This window comes from Paenibacillus camelliae (genome assembly GCF_023715345.1).
Lineage (GTDB): Bacteria > Bacillota > Bacilli > Paenibacillales > Paenibacillaceae > Pristimantibacillus > Pristimantibacillus camelliae.
Map to the genome: position 1 here is coordinate 1 of NZ_JAMBNY010000019.1, position 18206 is coordinate 18206.

The 18206-nt window shown below is 43.0% G+C and carries 20 protein-coding genes and 1 rRNA gene; 6 read left to right on the top strand and 15 right to left on the bottom strand.

Annotated features, from left to right (window positions below):
* The 3 genes from M3180_RS20065 to M3180_RS20075 form a co-directional block, all read right to left on the bottom strand.
* A 16S ribosomal RNA gene (locus M3180_RS20065) occupies window positions 1-68 on the bottom strand; the annotation flags it as partial.
* A gap of 294 nt (window positions 69-362) precedes the next feature.
* A complete protein-coding gene (locus tag M3180_RS20070; RefSeq protein ID WP_251670826.1) occupies window positions 363-584 on the bottom strand; it encodes a hypothetical protein in 222 nt (73 codons plus the stop codon).
* Window positions 585-721: 137 nt separating this feature from the next.
* The gene (locus M3180_RS20075) at window positions 722-1354 is read right to left on the bottom strand and encodes a stage II sporulation protein M (protein WP_251670828.1); all 633 of its coding nucleotides are present in this window, start codon (window positions 1352-1354) and stop codon (window positions 722-724) included.
* A 118-nt stretch (window positions 1355-1472) separates the two neighbouring features.
* On the opposite strand from M3180_RS20075, the gene pdaB reads away from it, so the two are divergent.
* Window positions 1473-2237 (top strand): polysaccharide deacetylase family sporulation protein PdaB, encoded by a 765-nt coding sequence (gene pdaB, locus M3180_RS20080; protein ID WP_251670830.1) that lies wholly within the window; start codon window positions 1473-1475, stop codon window positions 2235-2237.
* A gap of 66 nt (window positions 2238-2303) precedes the next feature.
* On the opposite strand, the gene M3180_RS20085 is transcribed toward pdaB, so the two are convergent.
* Window positions 2304-2927 (bottom strand): KinB-signaling pathway activation protein, encoded by a 624-nt coding sequence (locus tag M3180_RS20085; protein ID WP_251670832.1) that lies wholly within the window; start codon window positions 2925-2927, stop codon window positions 2304-2306.
* A gap of 191 nt (window positions 2928-3118) precedes the next feature.
* On the opposite strand from M3180_RS20085, the gene gerD reads away from it, so the two are divergent.
* Window positions 3119-3817 carry a spore germination lipoprotein GerD gene (gene gerD, locus M3180_RS20090; protein WP_251670848.1) on the top strand — a complete coding sequence of 233 codons (699 nt, stop codon included), beginning with the start codon at window positions 3119-3121 and terminating at the stop codon, window positions 3815-3817.
* Window positions 3818-3866: 49 nt separating this feature from the next.
* Here the strand turns inward: gerD and M3180_RS20095 are convergent, their stop codons facing one another.
* The 4 genes from M3180_RS20095 to cysD all read right to left on the bottom strand — a co-directional run bounded on the left by M3180_RS20095 (window position 3867) and on the right by cysD (window position 8499).
* Window positions 3867-4952: an Mrp/NBP35 family ATP-binding protein gene (locus tag M3180_RS20095; RefSeq protein ID WP_285855813.1), complete on the bottom strand. Its 1086-nt coding sequence runs from the start codon at window positions 4950-4952 to the stop codon at window positions 3867-3869.
* Between the two features lie 105 nt (window positions 4953-5057).
* Window positions 5058-5825: an N-acetylmuramoyl-L-alanine amidase CwlD gene (gene cwlD, locus M3180_RS20100; protein WP_251670849.1), complete on the bottom strand. Its 768-nt coding sequence runs from the start codon at window positions 5823-5825 to the stop codon at window positions 5058-5060.
* Window positions 5826-6004: 179 nt separating this feature from the next.
* Window positions 6005-7603, bottom strand: coding sequence for a sulfate adenylyltransferase subunit 1 (locus tag M3180_RS20105; RefSeq protein WP_251670851.1), 1599 nt, complete (start codon window positions 7601-7603; stop codon window positions 6005-6007).
* Complete coding sequence (gene cysD / locus M3180_RS20110) at window positions 7603-8499, bottom strand: sulfate adenylyltransferase subunit CysD (RefSeq protein WP_251670853.1); 897 nt, start codon at window positions 8497-8499, stop codon at window positions 7603-7605. Before cysD ends, M3180_RS20105 begins: the two co-directional genes overlap by 1 nt.
* Window positions 8500-8777: 278 nt before the next feature.
* On the opposite strand from cysD, the gene M3180_RS20115 reads away from it, so the two are divergent.
* Window positions 8778-9800: a LacI family DNA-binding transcriptional regulator gene (locus tag M3180_RS20115; protein ID WP_251670854.1), complete on the top strand. Its 1023-nt coding sequence runs from the start codon at window positions 8778-8780 to the stop codon at window positions 9798-9800.
* A gap of 285 nt (window positions 9801-10085) precedes the next feature.
* Here the strand turns inward: M3180_RS20115 and M3180_RS20120 are convergent, their stop codons facing one another.
* The gene (locus tag M3180_RS20120; RefSeq protein WP_251670855.1) at window positions 10086-10781 is read right to left on the bottom strand and encodes a phosphoadenylyl-sulfate reductase; all 696 of its coding nucleotides are present in this window, start codon (window positions 10779-10781) and stop codon (window positions 10086-10088) included.
* Window positions 10782-10972: 191 nt separating this feature from the next.
* Between M3180_RS20120 and M3180_RS20125 the strand changes: the two genes are divergently transcribed.
* Both M3180_RS20125 and M3180_RS20130 read left to right on the top strand, forming a co-directional pair.
* The gene (locus M3180_RS20125; RefSeq protein ID WP_251670856.1) at window positions 10973-11506 is read left to right on the top strand and encodes an NUDIX hydrolase; all 534 of its coding nucleotides are present in this window, start codon (window positions 10973-10975) and stop codon (window positions 11504-11506) included.
* A gap of 115 nt (window positions 11507-11621) precedes the next feature.
* Window positions 11622-12368, top strand: coding sequence for a hypothetical protein (locus M3180_RS20130; RefSeq protein WP_251670857.1), 747 nt, complete (start codon window positions 11622-11624; stop codon window positions 12366-12368).
* A gap of 163 nt (window positions 12369-12531) precedes the next feature.
* Here M3180_RS20130 and M3180_RS20135 read toward each other — a convergent pair whose 3' ends face one another.
* The 3 genes from M3180_RS20135 to rplM all read right to left on the bottom strand — a co-directional run bounded on the left by M3180_RS20135 (window position 12532) and on the right by rplM (window position 14193).
* Complete coding sequence (locus M3180_RS20135) at window positions 12532-13125, bottom strand: YhcN/YlaJ family sporulation lipoprotein (RefSeq protein WP_251670858.1); 594 nt, start codon at window positions 13123-13125, stop codon at window positions 12532-12534.
* Between the two features lie 216 nt (window positions 13126-13341).
* Window positions 13342-13734: a 30S ribosomal protein S9 gene (gene rpsI / locus M3180_RS20140; protein ID WP_251670860.1), complete on the bottom strand. Its 393-nt coding sequence runs from the start codon at window positions 13732-13734 to the stop codon at window positions 13342-13344.
* A gap of 21 nt (window positions 13735-13755) precedes the next feature.
* Window positions 13756-14193, bottom strand: a complete 438-nt coding sequence (rplM, locus tag M3180_RS20145) for a 50S ribosomal protein L13 (RefSeq protein ID WP_251670862.1) — start codon at window positions 14191-14193, stop codon at window positions 13756-13758.
* A 307-nt stretch (window positions 14194-14500) separates the two neighbouring features.
* Between rplM and M3180_RS20150 the strand changes: the two genes are divergently transcribed.
* Complete coding sequence (locus M3180_RS20150) at window positions 14501-15502, top strand: DUF4097 family beta strand repeat-containing protein (protein ID WP_251670864.1); 1002 nt, start codon at window positions 14501-14503, stop codon at window positions 15500-15502.
* 11 nt (window positions 15503-15513) lie between these two features.
* Here M3180_RS20150 and truA read toward each other — a convergent pair whose 3' ends face one another.
* The 3 genes from truA to M3180_RS20165 form a co-directional block, all read right to left on the bottom strand.
* A complete protein-coding gene (gene truA, locus M3180_RS20155; protein WP_349774499.1) occupies window positions 15514-16257 on the bottom strand; it encodes a tRNA pseudouridine(38-40) synthase TruA in 744 nt (247 codons plus the stop codon).
* A 515-nt stretch (window positions 16258-16772) separates the two neighbouring features.
* Window positions 16773-17138 carry a 50S ribosomal protein L17 gene (rplQ, locus tag M3180_RS20160; protein ID WP_251670865.1) on the bottom strand — a complete coding sequence of 122 codons (366 nt, stop codon included), beginning with the start codon at window positions 17136-17138 and terminating at the stop codon, window positions 16773-16775.
* Between the two features lie 50 nt (window positions 17139-17188).
* A complete protein-coding gene (locus M3180_RS20165) occupies window positions 17189-18133 on the bottom strand; it encodes a DNA-directed RNA polymerase subunit alpha (RefSeq protein WP_251670866.1) in 945 nt (314 codons plus the stop codon).
* Window positions 18134-18206 lie beyond the last annotated feature (73 nt).

Here is an 18206-nt window from a genome sequence, read left to right on the forward strand (position 1 = left end):
CGCTCGACTTGCATGTATTAGGCACGCCGCCAGCGTTCGTCCTGAGCCAGGATCAAACTCTCCATTAAAGTGTTTGATTGCTCATTTATTTCGCTTTTTATCAACAACTCAACGGGGTTGAATTGTTGATGGCAGTTCTTACTCGTTGTTCAGTTTTCAAGGAACAATGTCGTTCTTATCTCATCTTGCGAGTGTGACTCGAACGTTTTGTTTTTGTGTGTCTGTCGCGATCTCTCGCGGCGACAAGAAATAATATACCACAGGGGCCGCTTATTATGCAACCCCCTTTTAAAACTTTTTTAAATTCTTTTTTCAAAACAGCTAGAAACACTAATAGCTAAAGCCTTTATTGATGCTTTCTTCTATTTAAGCGTTCGGACATTTAAAGCGTATTTCGATAGCTGCTTAGGTGTCGCGATGCGAGCGTACATCCTAAATATGATCTTATATCGCTTAGCGATTGATTTCCGAATTTCTCCGTCCAGCCTATTGTCGCCTAGATCAAGAAGCATCTCATCAAGCTCCTTACGTAATACATAATCTAGTTCTTTACATTCTCTATCATTAAACAGCATACCGAGCATGAATGAGCTCCTCCTTCAATATCGTTAAGCAAATCAGCATTAAAAAAAGACGATGCTAATCATCGTCTTATTGTTATGGTCAATATTGATCTTTTTTTATACCTGCAAGAGAACATATTTGATTGAAGGGAGCGAGCTTAATTGATCGTGGAAGCTAGCCACATCGTAAACGTACTTTCAATAATAGAAGCAATGAGCAGTACCACTGTCGCATAAAGCGCAATAACCCCACACCGTTTAAGCGTATCTTTATAAGAAGCTCCAATCGATTCAAGCTTATTGTGATTGGATATTAACGCCCACATCGTGCTAAACAACAATCTTCCTAAGCGCAATCCATAAGCAGCTACAATAATTAACGCCGGAATCTCCAATATGCCATGTGGCAGCAATGTCTTCACCACTAAGTCAAACAAAGATATCGCCATCTGCCCATCAATGGACAGCTTTAATATATAGCCGATCAGCATTCCGTTTATCGCAAGAAAGAACACAGGGAAAATTCCGAAGAATGCACCTAAGAATATGACCATGACAGATTTGATTGCATTATTGAAGAAGATAAAGATCATCATCGACATCGTTGGATTGCCGCTCTGATCTATTTGCTCCACTAATTGTCCCATAGCGTTCATTTGGTTATTAAGGAAGACAGTAAAGCCCTCGTTAGTCATCCCTACATAAATACTAACAGCAAATATAATCGTAGCTACAATAATAAATTGCTTTGTTACCTTCAAATCATGCCACACATTACGCAGTTTAAACATTTTATCACCTCATCAATAAAACATTGAATATCTTTTTTGTACGAGCATAGATTGTACTATAGGTCTGACAAGCCCGATTCAGTAAATTACACGGTAAGTAGAGAGGAGAATAATATCAATGAATTCTTTTTTTGTGTTATCTGCCAGCAAAATAAAAAAGTACTTCTTTTTAACGATTGCACTCGTGTTTGCAGTCGGGGTAATTTACACTGAGCGAGACAATATTACTGTATTCGCACCACAGCAGCCACTTGCGATCTACAACGTACCTACAGAGCGTAATGTCGTTGCTCTAACCTTTGACATTAGCTGGGGTGACAAGCGTCTGGAGCCTATCTTAGAAGTGCTTAAACAGAAAGACATTACTTCAGCAACCTTCTTCGTATCCTCTGTATGGAGTCAGCAGCATCCTGAGCTCGTTAAAAAGATTCAAGAGGCTGGCTACGAAATTGGCAGCCATGGTCACAAGCATGATAATTATTCTACTTTAACTGACGAAGAGATACGCAGTCAGATAACTACAGCTCATAGTATTATATCAGAGGTCACAGGTACAAGTCCTAATTTAATTCGTTTGCCTAATGGTGATTTTGATAAGCGCGTGCTTAAGATCGCTAGCGAGCTTCAATATCAAGTGATTCAATGGGATACCGATTCAATGGATTGGTTAAGCATCGGTACCGAAAAAATTGCTGATCGTGTCATTTCCCGTGCGCATCCTGGAGACATTATTCTTATGCATGCTAGTGACTCAGCTAAACAAACACATCTTGCTCTGCCTATTATTATTGATCAGCTGCGCGATAAAGGTTATGACTTCGTATCTGTATCTGAGCTGCTTACTCAAACAGAAACGCAAGGTCAATCTGTTACGAGCTCTTAGGTTAACGAGGATCATTAACTTACAAGCATAACAAATTTACCTTGCGTCCTATAATTCATCATCTTATTAAACAGCCGTTTTTGCTGGTACGCCAGCGGAAGCGGCTGTCGCATTTCCAGTAAGCTTAGCCATCTGATGGTTTTGATATAAGTTACAAACAAAGAGTGGAAGCATCATAAAGATGATAGCCCCTACATTGTTCTCACCTTGAATGGCTGGGTAGGATTCAATCGATGTGATAACAAACATTAAGAACATCGTTGGAATAAAAGCAGAGCGATTCGTCTGTTTTACCTTGAACCAGGAAGCAGCTAATGACAGGATAAACAGGCTTAGCGGTAAAACCCAGAAGAACCAATTGTTCATTCTGCCATCATACAATACGTATCCTAGCAGAAAAACAGCGAATATGGTTGTATAACCCTGCAGCGCGTTCCATAAGTATTTTTTACGAAACACACTTAACGCGATATAGTTGAGTGTTAAGTAAGCGAAAAAACACATTTGACTAAATGCGCCAATTACTGTGCCCGCAAGAAGCATCATGAACAGGTTAAAGCCTGTAGCCTTAATACCTAAAAAACCAAATTCTTGATCAGTTAGCAGCATAGTTAGCCCTAGTACCATACATACGGCAGCACCGATAGCCATGGTGCTCCAAAATAAGAAAAACCATTTTCTAATAGTCACGCCAAAATTCCTCCTGAATATTGATTTACACGACGATGTTTACTTTTTAATTTATGGGGATCTTTTGAACAACCTCTTTTACTGTATTTTACCACGTTCACACAAAAATGCTAACAAGCACTATGATAAAACATCGAACATTGCGCATGCTATAGGTACGAGACATTTTTTATGTAGGAGGTATTTTTATCATGCGACATTTTATTGCTTTGTCTATGCTTATAGCCTCCATTACCCTTCTAACAAGCTGCAGCACTGGAGGCAGCGGCGGTGGTGGAGAATCCTCCGCTATGACCTACAAGGATATGAAGTCGATGGTCATCGATATTCTTAAAACAGAGGATGCACAAAAGGCGTTGCAGGAATCCGCCAGCGCTCAATCCGGCTATAAGGCACAGAGCGCTACGATGCTCAATGCACAAGATCAAGAGTCGGTTCGATTAGCAGTAAAGGATGTCATCCTCTCACCAGAGTATGATGAAGTATTAAAATCATTAATGACTGATACCCGCTTCGCAGGTGAATTTTCTAAAGCCGTTAATGAAATGAATAAAGATCTTCATGTTGAACTTATAAAGGATCCCCAGTATCAAGAAGGACTCGTATCGGCATTCGAGTCTGATCATTTGCAGAAGGTGATCTTAAAAGTCTTCAAGGGACCGGAATATCGCAAGGAATTGATGACATTAATGCAGGAGTCACTTAAAAATCCGATCTTCAAAATGCAGCTGCTTGACCTGATGAAACAGGCCGTAGCAGATGAGCTAACCGTTAAGCCCCAATCTGTTAGCGGTAGTGGAGAAGAAAGCGGACAAAGCAACTCCGGCTCAGACAAAGAATCTGAATCATCTAAGGATAAGGCCGGCGGTGAATCTGAAAAAGAATCCTAAGTCAAAAAGCTCCGAAGCATCAATGCTCGGAGCTTTTTTATATCCTCTATTATTCGCAATGCTTCATCACTTTTTGTGCCAGCTCTTGATACAGCTCGCCAATCGGTGTATCTGCTGCAAATACACTTGGTGAAAAGTTTGGATCGAGCGGGTGGTTTTCAGGCTGTCCTAGCGGAATTTGTGCTAACAGCTCACAATGAAGCGTCTCTGCAAGCTTGCCTCCACCACCGCGACCAAATACATACTCCCGTTCACCGGTTAGCTTCGATTCGAAATATGACATATTTTCAACGACACCGATAATTTCATGCTCCGTCTTAATGGCCATTGCACCTGCACGTGCAGCTACAAAGGAGGCCGTTGCATGAGGGGTAGTCACGATGATTTCTTTACTCTGCGGAATCATTTGATGAACATCAAGCGCCACATCACCTGTTCCTGGTGGAAGATCTAGCAGCACATAATCCAGTTCTCCCCACTCGATCTCCTGGAAGAAGTTGCGCAGCATCTTTCCAAGCATAGGTCCTCGCCATACAATTGGACTATTGTCCTCTACGAAGAAGCCCATAGAGATAACTTTAACACCAAATCGCTCAATCGGAATGACACGGTCATTAATGACTTCAGGACGTTCTTCAATGCCCATCATATCAGGCACACTAAATCCATAGATATCCGCATCAATAATGCCTACTCGCTTCCCGCTGCGAGCAAGAGCTGTCGCTAGATTAACGGTAACTGTTGATTTTCCTACGCCGCCTTTGCCCGATGCAATCGCAATAAAGTTTACATTGCTTTGCTCGGTAAGTAACGGACTTTGCAAATTCGCACCATGGCCTTGCACCTTGGGCTGAGACTGCTGCTTCGATGCTCCACTTTCCTGCTGCTGATGGGCTGTAGCTGCAACACCACTGTCTCTGAATCGGCAATACAATGCTGTCGCTCCAGCTTCCTTCAAGCTATCGAGCAGAACAGCTTCAATTGCAGACTGCTGCTCCTGAGCAGCACCCAAAATCGTTACAGATACCTGATCATTACGCACCATTACGTCTCGAAAGCTTATTTGATTCGCACCATATTGAGATGCAAGTATTGACTCAATCGTTGATACCGCTAGTTCACGTGTAATTGCCATCTCTATTCCCACCTTTTTAGTTAAGCGCTTTAGTCTTATATATATAGCATAGGCGGTTTGCGAGCAGAAGTGAAGGGCTGCCTGCAAATTTTCACATTTCAATCATTATTCCACTTGTTCCTTCGCACTATTCTGAGTGACATACTGCAATATCCCTTTGTAGATCGAAGCCGCGACAGTGCGTTGATACTGAGCATCGACGAGCAGCTGTGATTCTGCCGGGTTAGAGAGAAACCCAACTTCAACGAGAGCAGCAGGGATGTGTTGCATCGCCTTCAAAATATAAATCGTCTCCACCGTATTGGCTTCCCGATTCGTATTCTCAAGATTAAGTTTCAGCTGCTCTTGAATCGCTTTAGCAAGTACTTCACTTTCCTCTATCGCGGTCTTGTGATAGAACGTTTGAGCACCAGACCATCTTTCCTGCGGGATACTATTCATATGGATGCTGATGAGCAGCTCCGGATTAGCTTCTTGGAGCAAGGATACCCGCTTTAACAGATCCTCTGTTTTCCGTTTGCTGTACGATTTCGTATCATCCTGGGCAAGATCGTAATCCCCTTCGCGAGTCATAAATACAATCGCACCCGCTTCTTGCAAATAATCTCTTACATACAGCGCAATGGACAAGCTTAGATCCTTTTCAATTGCCCCACTTTTACTAACTGCCCCTCCATCCACACCTCCGTGACCAGCATCTATCGCGATCGTCATTCCTGATAGCGGCAGACTCCAGGTTGACCACGTACTGCTTGAAGGTGGTGTGCGGCTTAATAAAAACACTGCTATGACCACCAAACCTAATCCGGCTAACAATCGCATCTTGCTTTTAGGCGACAGCCATACAATAAAACGCTGACGAAATTTAAGCATAAAAAACCACCTCATAGCCATTTTCATAGAACGTACAAGCTGCAACAAGCAGGTACTTCTATATATATGGGACAAGGTGGTTTTTTATGAATTAACTATAGTAGTAGATGTTCAAAAGTCCAACTTTGATTACGAAGTCACGCGTTGAGGCGTACTCGACATCGAATATTGAACAAATATTAACGAACGAGAATATTGCGATACTTGCCAAAGTCTCCGCTTGAACCAGTACCAACTTCAAGCCCATTCACATCAAGCAATGGCCATTGAGGGTCACGAGCACCGAAGCCTGTAAATATACCGCCACGTACGTTAGCAAAGCCAGCATCATTGGCAAGTACATCAAAATCAGCAGGGTATCCGCATTGCTCGCTTTGAAGTGGCAATGCATCACCCTTCGTATACGTAGCTGCTGGATGCTTTTGTCGCAAGATCATGTTCACAGCAGGATCAAACAGGAAGCTATCGAACAAATTAACCTGAAGCTTAACCTCTCCATCCACGAGCAATACGCTGTCATCGTTTTGATCACTAATGGAAACAATCACTCCGCATGCTGCTGTCGCGTGCGTAACACGATCAATCAATATAAGTCCGCCCATCGTCTTGTGTGATTGGAACTCATCGACAACAAGCGGTTCAGCTACGACGATATCGCAGCTTACTAGCTCATTTTTAACAGCGCTAGTAGCCGGTAGCAGCTCTCCATTATTAACGTCAACCTTATGATGAATCTCTGTCACAATAGCCGGCAACAGCTTAGTGCCAACCTTGATCCAATATTCCTTACCGGGAACCAGCTGCTGTTCATCCATCCATAGCAGCGTCGCGGATAACGTCGTCGCGGTTTGCAGACCAGCGTCTCGCGTCAGCACACATCCACGCGAAACGTCTACCTCACGATCCAGCTGTATGGTAACAGGCTGTCCGGCAATCGCACGCTCTACCTTCGTGTCACCAACATATAGTGACTTGACGATTGCCGTCTCGCCACTTGGTAAAATCGTAATCGTCTCGCCAACTTCAACTTTACCTGCTTCGATCTGACCTTGGAAGCCACGGAAGCTATGGTCAGGACGACTAACCCGCTGCACAGGCATGTAAAAGCCTTGCTCTATGACATCTCCGGATATATCGACCGTTTCCAGATGCTCGAGCAATGTCGGGCCATCATACCACGGCATATTAGCCGAACGCTGCGTTACATTGTCACCTTCTGTTGCCGAAACAGGAATAATTAGCGTATTCTCTAGACCAAGTCCTTTGCTTAGCTGTTCGATATCCTCGGAAATGTCCAGGAAGCGGCGTTGGTCATAGCCAGCAAGATCAATTTTATTTACGGCAAATACAAAATGCTTAATCCCCATCAGCGCACAGATCCGAGCGTGGCGACGAGTTTGCACCAAAACACCTTGTGTAGCATCTAGTAAAATAATTGCCAAATCTGCGAATGCCGCACCGACTGCCATATTGCGAGTATACTCCTCATGTCCCGGAGTATCGGCAACGATAAAGCTGCGACGGTCTGTATTAAAATATCGATAAGCGACATCAATCGTAATGCCTTGCTCACGCTCTGCCATCAATCCATCAAGCAATAGTGAATAGTCGATTGCACCGTTACGGCTGCCAACCTGACTATCTAGCAAAAGTGCTTGCTCTTGGTCTGCGTACAGCATTTTTGAATCATATAAAATATGACCGATCAACGTAGACTTTCCGTCGTCGACGCTGCCACAGGTAATAAATTTTAGAAGACTGCTTTCTGCATGACTCATTAGAAATACCCCTCCCGTTTGCGACGCTCCATGCTGCCCGCGGCTTCTTTGTCAATGACGCGGCTTGTACGTTCGGAAGTGGTTGCCGACAATGTCTCCGCAATAACCTCATCGAGCGTATCTGCATCTGACTCAACCCCGCCTGTAAGTGGGTAACAGCCTAGTGTACGGAAACGCACCTTCTTCATTTCAGGAGTTTCACCAGGCAGAAGTCTCATGCGGCTATCGTCCACCATAATAATATTGCCATCACGGTGCACAACTGGACGCTCTGCTGCAAAATACAGTGGAACAATCTCGATCTTCTCGCGCTGGATATATTGCCAAATATCCTTCTCTGTCCAGTTAGAGATCGGGAATACGCGCATGCTCTCCCCTTTGTGGATGCGTGTATTGTACAGCTTCCACATTTCTGGACGTTGGTTTTTAGGGTCCCATGTGTGCTGCTCGTTACGGAATGAGAAGATACGTTCCTTCGCGCGAGACTTTTCCTCGTCGCGACGTCCGCCTCCGAAAGCGGCAGTAAACTGATACTTCGTCAACGCTTCTTTGAGAGCTTGCGTTTTCATAATATCGGTGTACGCTGCTCCGTGATCAAACGGGTTGATCCCTTCCGCAATAGCAGCTTCGTTGCGGTGTACAATTAGCTCAACACCCAGCTCCTTCGCTCGACGGTCACGGAATTCAATCATTTCGCGAAATTTCCAACTCGTATCTATCTGAAGCAACGGAAATGGCGGTTTTTCTGGATAAAATGCCTTCATTGCAAGATGAAGCATCACGGATGAATCTTTACCAATCGAATACAGCATAACCGGGCGCTCGCACTCAGCGGCAACCTCACGGAAAATGTAGATTGCTTCAGCCTCCAGCTTATCTAAATGTGTCAGCGACATGTGTATCACTCCTATATTGCCAATCAATTTGATTTCATTATATGATTTATCCTAGTGGAATACTAGTATTAATTACGCAAACGTTTTACTTGCATAATTGCTTAATATTGCATAGGATTTGCGCAAATTGGCTTTAGTTTTACGCAAAAAGCCGTTATGATCATAGTGAGCTGATCTTTTTAATCAAATTGAACATATTATTCGAGTTCAAAAGCTTAACTTCGCACTGCTTTGTCATCAAAGTTGAGTTTTTTTGAACTACCTCTAGGGGGAGTCCGATGACTTTAAAACAAATCGCTGCTATGGCAGATGTCTCTATCTCTACTGTATCGCGTATATTAAATTCCCCAGACAATAGCTTTGCCAGCAAAGAAGTGCGCGACAGAGTGTGGAAGGTCGTTAAGGAAATCGGCTATGTGCCGAATCAGAGCGCTCGTGAGCTCAAGCTTGGCAAGTCAACCTCCAAGCGCAATGCTCCACCTTCCATCTCGTGCATTCTAGGACGTACGAAGCATTTGGACGATGATCCATTCTTTGCGCAAATTTCTCGTGCAATTGAACAGCAAGCGCTCGACTTAGGGTACGCCATGCATTTATCCTACTCACTATTCGATATTGATACCGATGCATTGCTCGCTCAGATCGAATCAGCACATACAGACGGCGCAATTATATTAGGCCGCTTCAGCAACGATAGTATGAATTTTCTTGAGCAGCATTACAAAAACCTCGTCTATGTCGGACGTAACGTCATCGATGCAAGCTGCGACCAAGTGATCTGCGATGGGTACGAAGCAACACAAACTGCAATTATGCATCTCATTGCCACTGGACATAAACGAATCGGTTATATTGGGGAGACAACAAATGAAGTGCGGTATGAAGCGTACTGCGACATCCTGAAAAAATACGGATTAGAGCACTCGGAGAAATGGGTAAGCAACTGCCCGCAAAATGGGTCCGGTGGCTATCAGGGAGCTGAACAACTATTAGCAAAAGCTTCTCCGTTTCCGACAGCTGTATTTTGCTCTAATGATATTGTGGCCATTGCCGCACTACGACGTTTTACAGAGGAGAAGATCAAGGTGCCAGAGCAGCTATCCATTATAAGCATGGATAACATCGAGCTATCTGGTTATGTATCGCCGATGCTGACAACGGTAGGGATGCCCATTGTCGAGATGGGGAATTGGGCAGTACAGCTGTTAATTGACCGCATCCAAAAGCGTCGTAAGCTTCCTGCTAAAGTGTTACTGCCAAGCAAGTTAATTATTCGCGAGAGCGTAGCTAGTCTAAGTTAACCAGCTAGTTACGGGGAAAACCATAGCCCAAGTTATGCTAAGGAGCGACTTAAGAATCAACATGGTACTTAAATATTAAGCAAAAGCAGCTCGAAGGGTTCCAACTTACGGATGAACCTTTCGAGCTGCTTTGCGACTTGTTGTTCCACTGTCAATTATCACTTACTGTTGACTCAGCTTGCTTTAGTTAGTTGATTTCCTTCAGTTACTACAGCTACTTCTTCAGTTGTTTTATTCACGTTGTGTTACTGTAGTTGCTTCACTTCGCCTGTTTCTCAACTATTTTTACTTGTGCAGGCCACACTCTGTTTTTTCTTGCCCTGTCCATCTTCCTGCGCGTGGATCTTCACCAGGCATCACTTGGCGAGTGCAATACTCACAACCGATGCTTGGGTAATGGTTGTCATGCAAAGGATTATAGATGACGTTATTATCACGAATATACTTCCACACGTCATCATTCGTCCAATCTGCAATTGGATTGAATTTCACAAGTCCAAACTTTGTATCATACTCAATCTTCTTAGCATTAGCACGTGTCGGCGCTTGATCACGACGAATACCTGTAATCCATGCTTCGTATTTTGCCAATGTACGAGTTAAAGGCTCTACTTTACGTATATTACAACATGCATTAGCATCTGTTTCCCATAGCTTTTCGCCATGCTGCTTCGCCTGCTGCTCTGGTGTAATAAGTGGTTTAACTTCAACAAATGGAATACCTGGATAACGAGCTGCTAGTCGATCTCTTGTATCATAAGTTTCCTTAAAATGAAAGTCTGTATCTAAATAAAAAATATCTGTTGTAGGACTGACGCGCTGCAGCATATCGACAAGCACAACGTCCTCCGCTCCGAAGCTGCATGCGAAGGTAATGTTAGGAAACGTTTCTACTGCAAAACGAAGCACTTCCTCAGCACTTGCAGATTCCAAAGCAACCGCTTGTTCAGCGATTAATTTTTCCTTCTCAATCAAATTCATACTATTCCCCTCGCTTTTATAGACAATATAGATGGCACGCTGGTTTAATTATAGCTTTTTCTATTATTGACTTCAATATCAATGCATAACATTTATTGACTAAATACATTGACCCTTATCAATACAACTTGCACGATCCTGTATAATGAATGTATACGAATACGAAGTGGTAAGGATAAGGAGTTGCATATATGCTCAAGTATACTATTTGTTTTATTCAATACGGTGATGAGCTGTTATTACTTAATCGCCTAAAGTCCCCCAATATGGGTTTATGGAATGGGATAGGTGGTAAGCTCGAAGCAAATGAAACACCACTGCAAAGTATTATTCGAGAGATCGCTGAGGAAACCGGACTTATAGTGGAGCCAGATCAAGTTCAACCAGCAGGAGTTGTACGGTGGATCAGTAGCCATGATGATTGTAATGAGGCGCAATCAGGCATGTATGTTTTTTATTGTAACCTACAGGAGGAGAAGCTACATATCGATACACCAGTAGCTGTGGATGAGGGTATTCTTATGTGGAAGTCATTATCATGGGTGCTTCATGAGCATAATGCAGGCATCGTTGATAATATTCAGCACTTTTTACCCGTTATTCTGCAAGGAAATCTTCAGCTTGAGCATATCTTTACCTATAACGATCAGGATGAGCTTGTTGCTTATAGGACAAAGCCGCTTGAATGGCTAGCTGAGGGATCCATAATGTCTATCGTAAAATGATCGTTGCATTGTTGCTTTAATTTTCCATGCCTCGCTATGGTCGTATGTTTATTTAATAATTGGGGAAGTTATTCGAGTAACCCCATCACTACGATTTATTAGGAGGAAGCTAACAATGAACAATCAATACTCGTCTTATAATCAATATGGGACAAGTGGTCAATTCAACACACATTCCTTTGACAGCAGTTCTCAAGCTCGACAACAGCTTGCTCAAATCGAGCAGCTTGTACAGCAGCTTATTAGTCAAACACAGCAAGCATCGATGCAATATCAACAGCTCCTTACTCAAGAGCAGCAAAACGCACGTACACTAGAACAGCTTGCACAGAAGGAACAGCATGCTGCTCATGTTATTCAAACTGCTCTTCAAGGTCACCATACGGCTACGCAGCAATTGCATCAGATCTCTTCACTATGCAATCAAATTTCAATTCCAAGCCCATCGAGCTATGCTACTGCTGGCACTTCTAGTTATGTGTCTGGATCTACTCCATCAAGCACTTCTGGTTATACGACGGGTTCTAGCAGCTATCCAACCAGCTCCAACAGCTTTACTTCAAGCTCCAATGCTTACCCAAGCAGCAGCTCTGTAGATTTCAATCAAAATCAATATACTTCATCGATTAATCATTCCATCGGAAGCAGCCCATTAAGCAGCAGCTCGCTTAACAACAGCTCACTTGGCAATAGCTCATTAAACAACAGCTCTCTCAGCAACAACTCACTAAGCAATAGCTCTTTGAGCAACAGCACACTAAGCAACAGCTCTCTGAGCAATAGCTCGTTTAACCAATCAACAGGCAGCAACGGAATTAGCAGTACCGTTGCGAAATACACGAACACTCTTCCACAAAACTAAGATAATCAAGGCGTCAGACATATCCCTGTACGCTAGCTATATAGCCGGACAAACAAAGAAAGTCTCAAACTCATTGCAAAATGAGTTTGAGACTTTCTTTTACGTTATCATTAAGCTAATAAAAAACACAGTTCCTAAAAGGAACTGTGCTGCTTACTATTTATTAACGGAAAGGTGCTGTTACTGCATTACCCATATCTCTTAACAAATCAGCAATATCCGTAGCCATATCTCTTACTGGCTGACCATCCAGTGGCTGCATTTGTCCTTGAATCGAACGAATACGGTCATGCATTGCACGTTCCGATGTCACATGAACGTTATAGCCGTTATTATCTTGTTCTAATGCTCTTCTAACGTCCTGTTCAACCTTTGCTCGTTGACCAACATTGTTAAGCTCAAGACCAACAATAATATCTCGGCCATTAACAAATACTGTAGCATCGTTAACGCCGTTCACGTTACGTACACGCTGTACCAATCGTTGCTGTTGATTGTTCATTTGATCGCCATTACTCATCGTGTTGTTACGATCATTACCATTAAGCGTTGTACCATTACGTGCAGAGTTTTTGTTCATCATACCATTGTCATAGGCGTTACCATTGATGAAACCGTCTGGCCCGTTCTGAGTTGACTGAGTACGGATCCTGTCATTTCGGACATTGTCTCTGGTGTTGTTATCATCTGTTCCGCATGCTGTTAAGCTTAGCGCTAGTGCTGTACACACAAAGGTCGCTCCAATACGTTTGTACATGTTGTCCTTCACCTCCTACATATAAAATGCACTTGAGGTGATGGTTTTATGCCTAATGTGATTGACTCATACTGGAAACGCCATGTTCTCAGCACGGCCTGTATAATCGCACATATGCTACATTATTACTGCAGCTGTGTTCCGTTTTTGAACATAATAAAAACCCCTTCCCGGATAACCCAGGAAGGGGTTGTAAACGTCCATACAAAAACGATATTAACGTTTTGAGAACTGAGGCGCACGACGTGCCGCTTTAAGACCGTATTTTTTACGCTCTTTCATACGAGGGTCACGTGTTAAGAAGCCTGCACGTTTCAAAGATGGGCGGAATTCAGGATCCGCTTTAAGAAGCGCACGAGAGATACCATGACGGATAGCACCCGCTTGTCCAGACATACCTCCACCTTGAGCGATAACCAATACATCGTATTTGTCAACTGTATCAGTTAAGTTCAATGGTTGTTTAACGATTAGCTTAAGAGTTTCTAAGCCAAAATATTCATTGATATCACGTTTGTTAATAATGATTCGTCCTTCACCCGGCACAAGACGTACGCGTGCAACAGAGTGCTTACGACGACCAGTTCCATAGTATTGCACTTGAGCCATGAAACATGTCCTCCTCTTCTATTACCCGCGAAGTTCGTAAACTTCAGGGTTTTGTGCTTGATGTGGATGTTCCGCACCTGCATATACTTTAAGTTTAAGCTTCATTTTGTTACCAAGACGATTCTTAGGCAACATACCGTGTACAGCTAGCTCAACCATACGCTCAGGTTTCTTTTGTAGCATCTCGCCAGCTGGAGTTACTTTCAAACCACCAGAGTAGCCAGAGTGACGGTAGTATTTTTTGTCAGCCATTTTGTTACCAGTTAGAACGATTTTGTCAGCGTTAATAATAACTACGAAATCACCAGTATCAAGATGTGGTGTAAATTGTGGCTTGTGTTTACCGCGAATTAGCGCAGCTGCTTCGCTCGCAAGACGACCAAGAGTTTTGCCCTCAGCGTCAATCAAAAGCCATTTACGTTCTACTTCATTAGGCTTAGCCATATAAGTGGTACGCATGGATGTTCCTCCTTGATTCAATTACATTATTCTTTTTATAACAACGGAATCGTTAAATTCTTCATTTAAGTTTATCATTGTTCATAAGCAATCCTAGTCGGGGCTGTGGGAGAGCCACTAAGAAAGCACAAAATATATTTTACTATATACAGTGAGAATAATCAAGTGCTTTCTTCAATAAAAACCGCGTGCTTATCATATTTTTCTCAGTCTCTAGACTTAGAAAGTATACAACATGGGGCCGATTGTTAGATTCGATCTACATGTTATACTAAATCTATAAATTCCATTCAAGGAGAATTATAGTATGAATAAGCAAACCTTACTCGGATTGATTATTATCATCGTTGGAGCTGCAATTCTATTCTCCAATGTGTTCGATCTCAAGTTTAGCAATGACTTCACTAAAGGTGAGGAGGTATCACACTTGTACGACGCAACGCAAATCAATGAATTAACGATCCGTACGTCATCGGTTAATGTGAAGCTGCTTCCAACAGATAGTAATACTATACAGATGAAGCTATATGATTCTAGAAATAAAACGTATGATGTGACGAAGCATGTAACAAAGTCGGAATTCAGCAATCAGCTTGAGCTTAATGTTAACTCACCACGTAAATGGTATATTCCATTTCAGTTTAAGAGCTATACGTATGAGATTACTGTCCCAACCCACCTAATACGTGATCTGCAGGTTGATTCAAAAAGCGGTAATATTATTAGCAATAGCATCAACTTAGATGAATTAACACTTGAAGCAAATAGCGGTAATATAACGATTCAAAAATCAAACAGCGAGACTTTATCTGCAAAGGTATCTAGCGGAAACATTAAGCTCAATGATATCTCGAGCCATTCATTCTCGGCTACTGCTTCGAGTGGAAACATAACAGCGGAACAACTCGAAAGCTCATCTGTAGCATTAAAAGCAACGAGCGGTAACGCGAAGTTAACTTCGTTTACAGCAGTCGATGTTCGAGCTGAAGTGAGCAGCGGAAACCTATCATTAGAAGGTAAAACAGCTGGACTGAATGCATCCTCATCTTCAGGGAATATTCATATCGAAATCGATGATTTGTCAAAGGAAAGCAGACTTGAAAGCAGCAGTGGGAACATTAGGCTAACGTTTCTAAAGCAGCCTCAATCTCTCACTGTTATTCATCAAAAAAGCTCCGGTTCATCCTCAATCGGTAAATCGGGCTTTGAGTTAATTACCCAAGAAAATCGTAAGCTTGAAGGCAAATTCGGAAGCGGAGAAGTTCCGTTGTATGTTAAAACATCGTCAGGCAACTTCAGTCTTCAATAAGATATCCAGCTTCATTCATAGCTTACATCCATGAGCATAAGCCCGATTGGCAGTGCCGTTGGACCTGCGAGACTACGATCGCAGCCCTCCAATATGTTGCACATGTCTTCGGGCTTTAACTTTTGATGCCCAATCTTGAGCAACGTCCCCGTAATGATTCGTACCATATTGTACGTAAAACCATTCCCCGTCATCTCAATATGAATAATCGGCCCCTCTTCAATCAGCCTTGCTTCATAGATCGTCCGTACATGATGCGGCTTAACAGAACGCGTAGAAGTAAAGGACGTAAAATCATGTGTACCTACAATATACGACAACGCTTGTCTCATAAGCTCCCGGTTCAACGGAACAGGTACGTGTAAGCGATAATGACGTCCAAATAAATCAGGGAATTTACCGTTATCAATACTGTAACGATACGTTTTACGCTTAGCCGAATGCCTCGCATGAAAATCTAACGGCATTTCCTTCGCTTCCAATATCATCACGTCGTCCGGTAGACGCGAATTCATTGCAATAGCAAAACGATCGATGGGAATGTTGCATTCCGTAAGAAAGTGAAATACTTGACCGCGAGCATGTACACCGGCATCGGTACGACCAGAAGCATGGATCGTAATATCTTCCTTTGTTAGAATCTTCAGCACATCTTCGATAACGTTTTGTACTGCTCGATCCTTAGGCTGAGCTTGAAATCCATTAAACTTCGTTCCATCATAGCTTACCTTCATACAAATGTTTCGCATCATCATTTCCTTTCAGCGCTCCGGAATAATGCGTTGTTTCAGTCGCGGTTTAAATTCCGATTCTTCGAATTAGATAAAGAGGAAGAATCGGAACTTAAAAGCGACACGCTTCGCTTTCCACAATCGCATACTCCTCCGCTGGGGTCTTCTTCTGTGTTGCCCAAGAAGCTTTTTACTACTTCTCGCTTTACCTCAGGGCAAAGCATCGCTGGGGCAGCAACACCAGCATGAGATAACATCGTAGTCTTCTCAGCAAACATCTTCGGAGCAAAGCTTTAAGCTTTTAAGATTTTAACTTTAAATAAGGAGCAAAAAGTCTGGCTTTCAGGACCAAGAAGATGGGACGATACTAGAAAACGAGGAGCACAGCGTACGTAAATTGGTACGTGAGCACCGGAGTTTTCGGTAGCGTTCCATATTCGATGTCGAGTACGCTACAGCGCAAGACATCGTCATCAAAGCCAGGCTTTTTGGTTTCATCTCAAAAGAAAAAGGTGGACCTAAAAGGCCACCTTTTTTTATTAATCACGGTCAACTAGCTCTAAGTAAACCATAGGAGCAGCGTCACCACGACGAGGTCCTAGTTTAAGGATACGAGTGTAACCACCGTTACGCTCTGCATAACGAGAAGCCAATTCAGAGAAAAGCTTTTGAATTGCATCTTTCTCGCCATCTACAGTTTCACGACGTACGTAAGCAGCAACTTGACGACGTGCAGAAAGGTCACCTTTCTTTGCTTTCGTGATTAGCTTTTCAGCGATAGAACGAACCTCTTTCGCTTTAGCTTCTGTAGTTTGAATACGCTCATATAGGAACAAGTCAGTTACAAGATCACGGAAAAGTGCTTTACGTGCGCTTGCATCACGACCTAATTTTTGGTATGCCATTTTGATTTCCCCTCCCTTGCTGTTTTCTTCACCGCTTCAGCTGAGAAGCTCTACTCGTCTGTACGGAGGCCAAGACCCAGTTCTTCAAGCTTCTCTTGAACTTCTTCTAGAGATTTACGACCAAGGTTACGGACCTTCATCATATCCTCTTCAGATTTCGTGATAAGCTCTTGAACGGTATTAATACCTGCACGCTTCAAGCAGTTGTAAGAACGAACAGAAAGATCAAGCTCTTCGATAGTCATCTCAAGCACTTTTTCTTTCTTATCTTCTTCCTTCTCAACCATGATTTCCGCATCTTTGGCTTCATCCGTTAATCCAACGAACAAGTCCAAGTGCTCTGTCAATATTTTAGCTCCAAGGCTTACAGCCTCTTCAGGACGAATACTTCCGTCAGTCCAAACTTCAAGCGTTAGCTTGTCATAGTTTGTAACTTGACCTACGCGAGTATTCTCAACGCTATAATTAACACGAGTAATGGGCGTGTAGATTGAATCTACAGGAATGACGCCTATCGGTTGATCGTCGCTTTTGTTCCGGTCAGCTTGCACATAACCACGTCCGCGGTTAGCGAAAATTCTCATATGCAAACGTGCTCCGGATGCCAAAGTCGCAATGTGAAGATCAGGGCTCAAAATCTCGACATCACTGTCAGCACGAATATCACCAGCTGTTACGATACCTTCACCTTCAGCGTCAATTTCCAATACCTTTTCTTCATCGGAGTGGATTTTCAGCGAGAGTCCTTTCAAATTCAGGATGATTTCAGTAACGTCTTCGATCACTCCTGGAACTGTAGAAAACTCATGCAGTACACCATCGATCTGAACGGATGTTACTGCAGCGCCAGGTAAAGAAGATAACAAAATTCGACGAAGCGAATTTCCCAGCGTTGTGCCGTACCCGCGTTCTAGCGGCTCAACAACGAATTTACCATATGTGCCTCCGTCGTTCAATTCTACGGTTTCGATTTTCGGCTTTTCGATCTCAATCACAATAGTACCCTCCTTCAAACGTCGCTCCGTTACCTAAGTCGTTTTTATGTCAAACCTCGTAGTATGCCAAACC

Coding starts and splice junctions, on each gene's coding strand:
- M3180_RS20115 (WP_251670854.1), top strand. CDS start 8,778: ATGACTTTAAAACAAATCGCTGCTATGGCAGATGTCTCTATCTCTACT.
- M3180_RS20095 (WP_285855813.1), bottom strand. CDS start 4,952: ATGGCAATTACACGTGAACTAGCGGTATCAACGATTGAGTCAATACTT.
- M3180_RS20135 (WP_251670858.1), bottom strand. CDS start 13,125: ATGTACAAACGTATTGGAGCGACCTTTGTGTGTACAGCACTAGCGCTA.
- M3180_RS20070 (WP_251670826.1), bottom strand. CDS start 584: ATGCTCGGTATGCTGTTTAATGATAGAGAATGTAAAGAACTAGATTAT.
- M3180_RS20105 (WP_251670851.1), bottom strand. CDS start 7,603: ATGAGTCATGCAGAAAGCAGTCTTCTAAAATTTATTACCTGTGGCAGC.
- rplQ (WP_251670865.1), bottom strand. CDS start 17,138: ATGGCATACCAAAAATTAGGTCGTGATGCAAGCGCACGTAAAGCACTT.
- gerD (WP_251670848.1), top strand. CDS start 3,119: ATGCGACATTTTATTGCTTTGTCTATGCTTATAGCCTCCATTACCCTT.
- cwlD (WP_251670849.1), bottom strand. CDS start 5,825: ATGCTTAAATTTCGTCAGCGTTTTATTGTATGGCTGTCGCCTAAAAGC.
- M3180_RS20125 (WP_251670856.1), top strand. CDS start 10,973: ATGCTCAAGTATACTATTTGTTTTATTCAATACGGTGATGAGCTGTTA.
- cysD (WP_251670853.1), bottom strand. CDS start 8,499: ATGTCGCTGACACATTTAGATAAGCTGGAGGCTGAAGCAATCTACATT.
- rpsI (WP_251670860.1), bottom strand. CDS start 13,734: ATGGCTCAAGTGCAATACTATGGAACTGGTCGTCGTAAGCACTCTGTT.
- pdaB (WP_251670830.1), top strand. CDS start 1,473: ATGAATTCTTTTTTTGTGTTATCTGCCAGCAAAATAAAAAAGTACTTC.
- M3180_RS20130 (WP_251670857.1), top strand. CDS start 11,622: ATGAACAATCAATACTCGTCTTATAATCAATATGGGACAAGTGGTCAA.
- M3180_RS20075 (WP_251670828.1), bottom strand. CDS start 1,354: ATGTTTAAACTGCGTAATGTGTGGCATGATTTGAAGGTAACAAAGCAA.
- truA (WP_349774499.1), bottom strand. CDS start 16,257: ATGATGATGCGAAACATTTGTATGAAGGTAAGCTATGATGGAACGAAG.
- M3180_RS20150 (WP_251670864.1), top strand. CDS start 14,501: ATGAATAAGCAAACCTTACTCGGATTGATTATTATCATCGTTGGAGCT.
- rplM (WP_251670862.1), bottom strand. CDS start 14,193: ATGCGTACCACTTATATGGCTAAGCCTAATGAAGTAGAACGTAAATGG.
- M3180_RS20120 (WP_251670855.1), bottom strand. CDS start 10,781: ATGAATTTGATTGAGAAGGAAAAATTAATCGCTGAACAAGCGGTTGCT.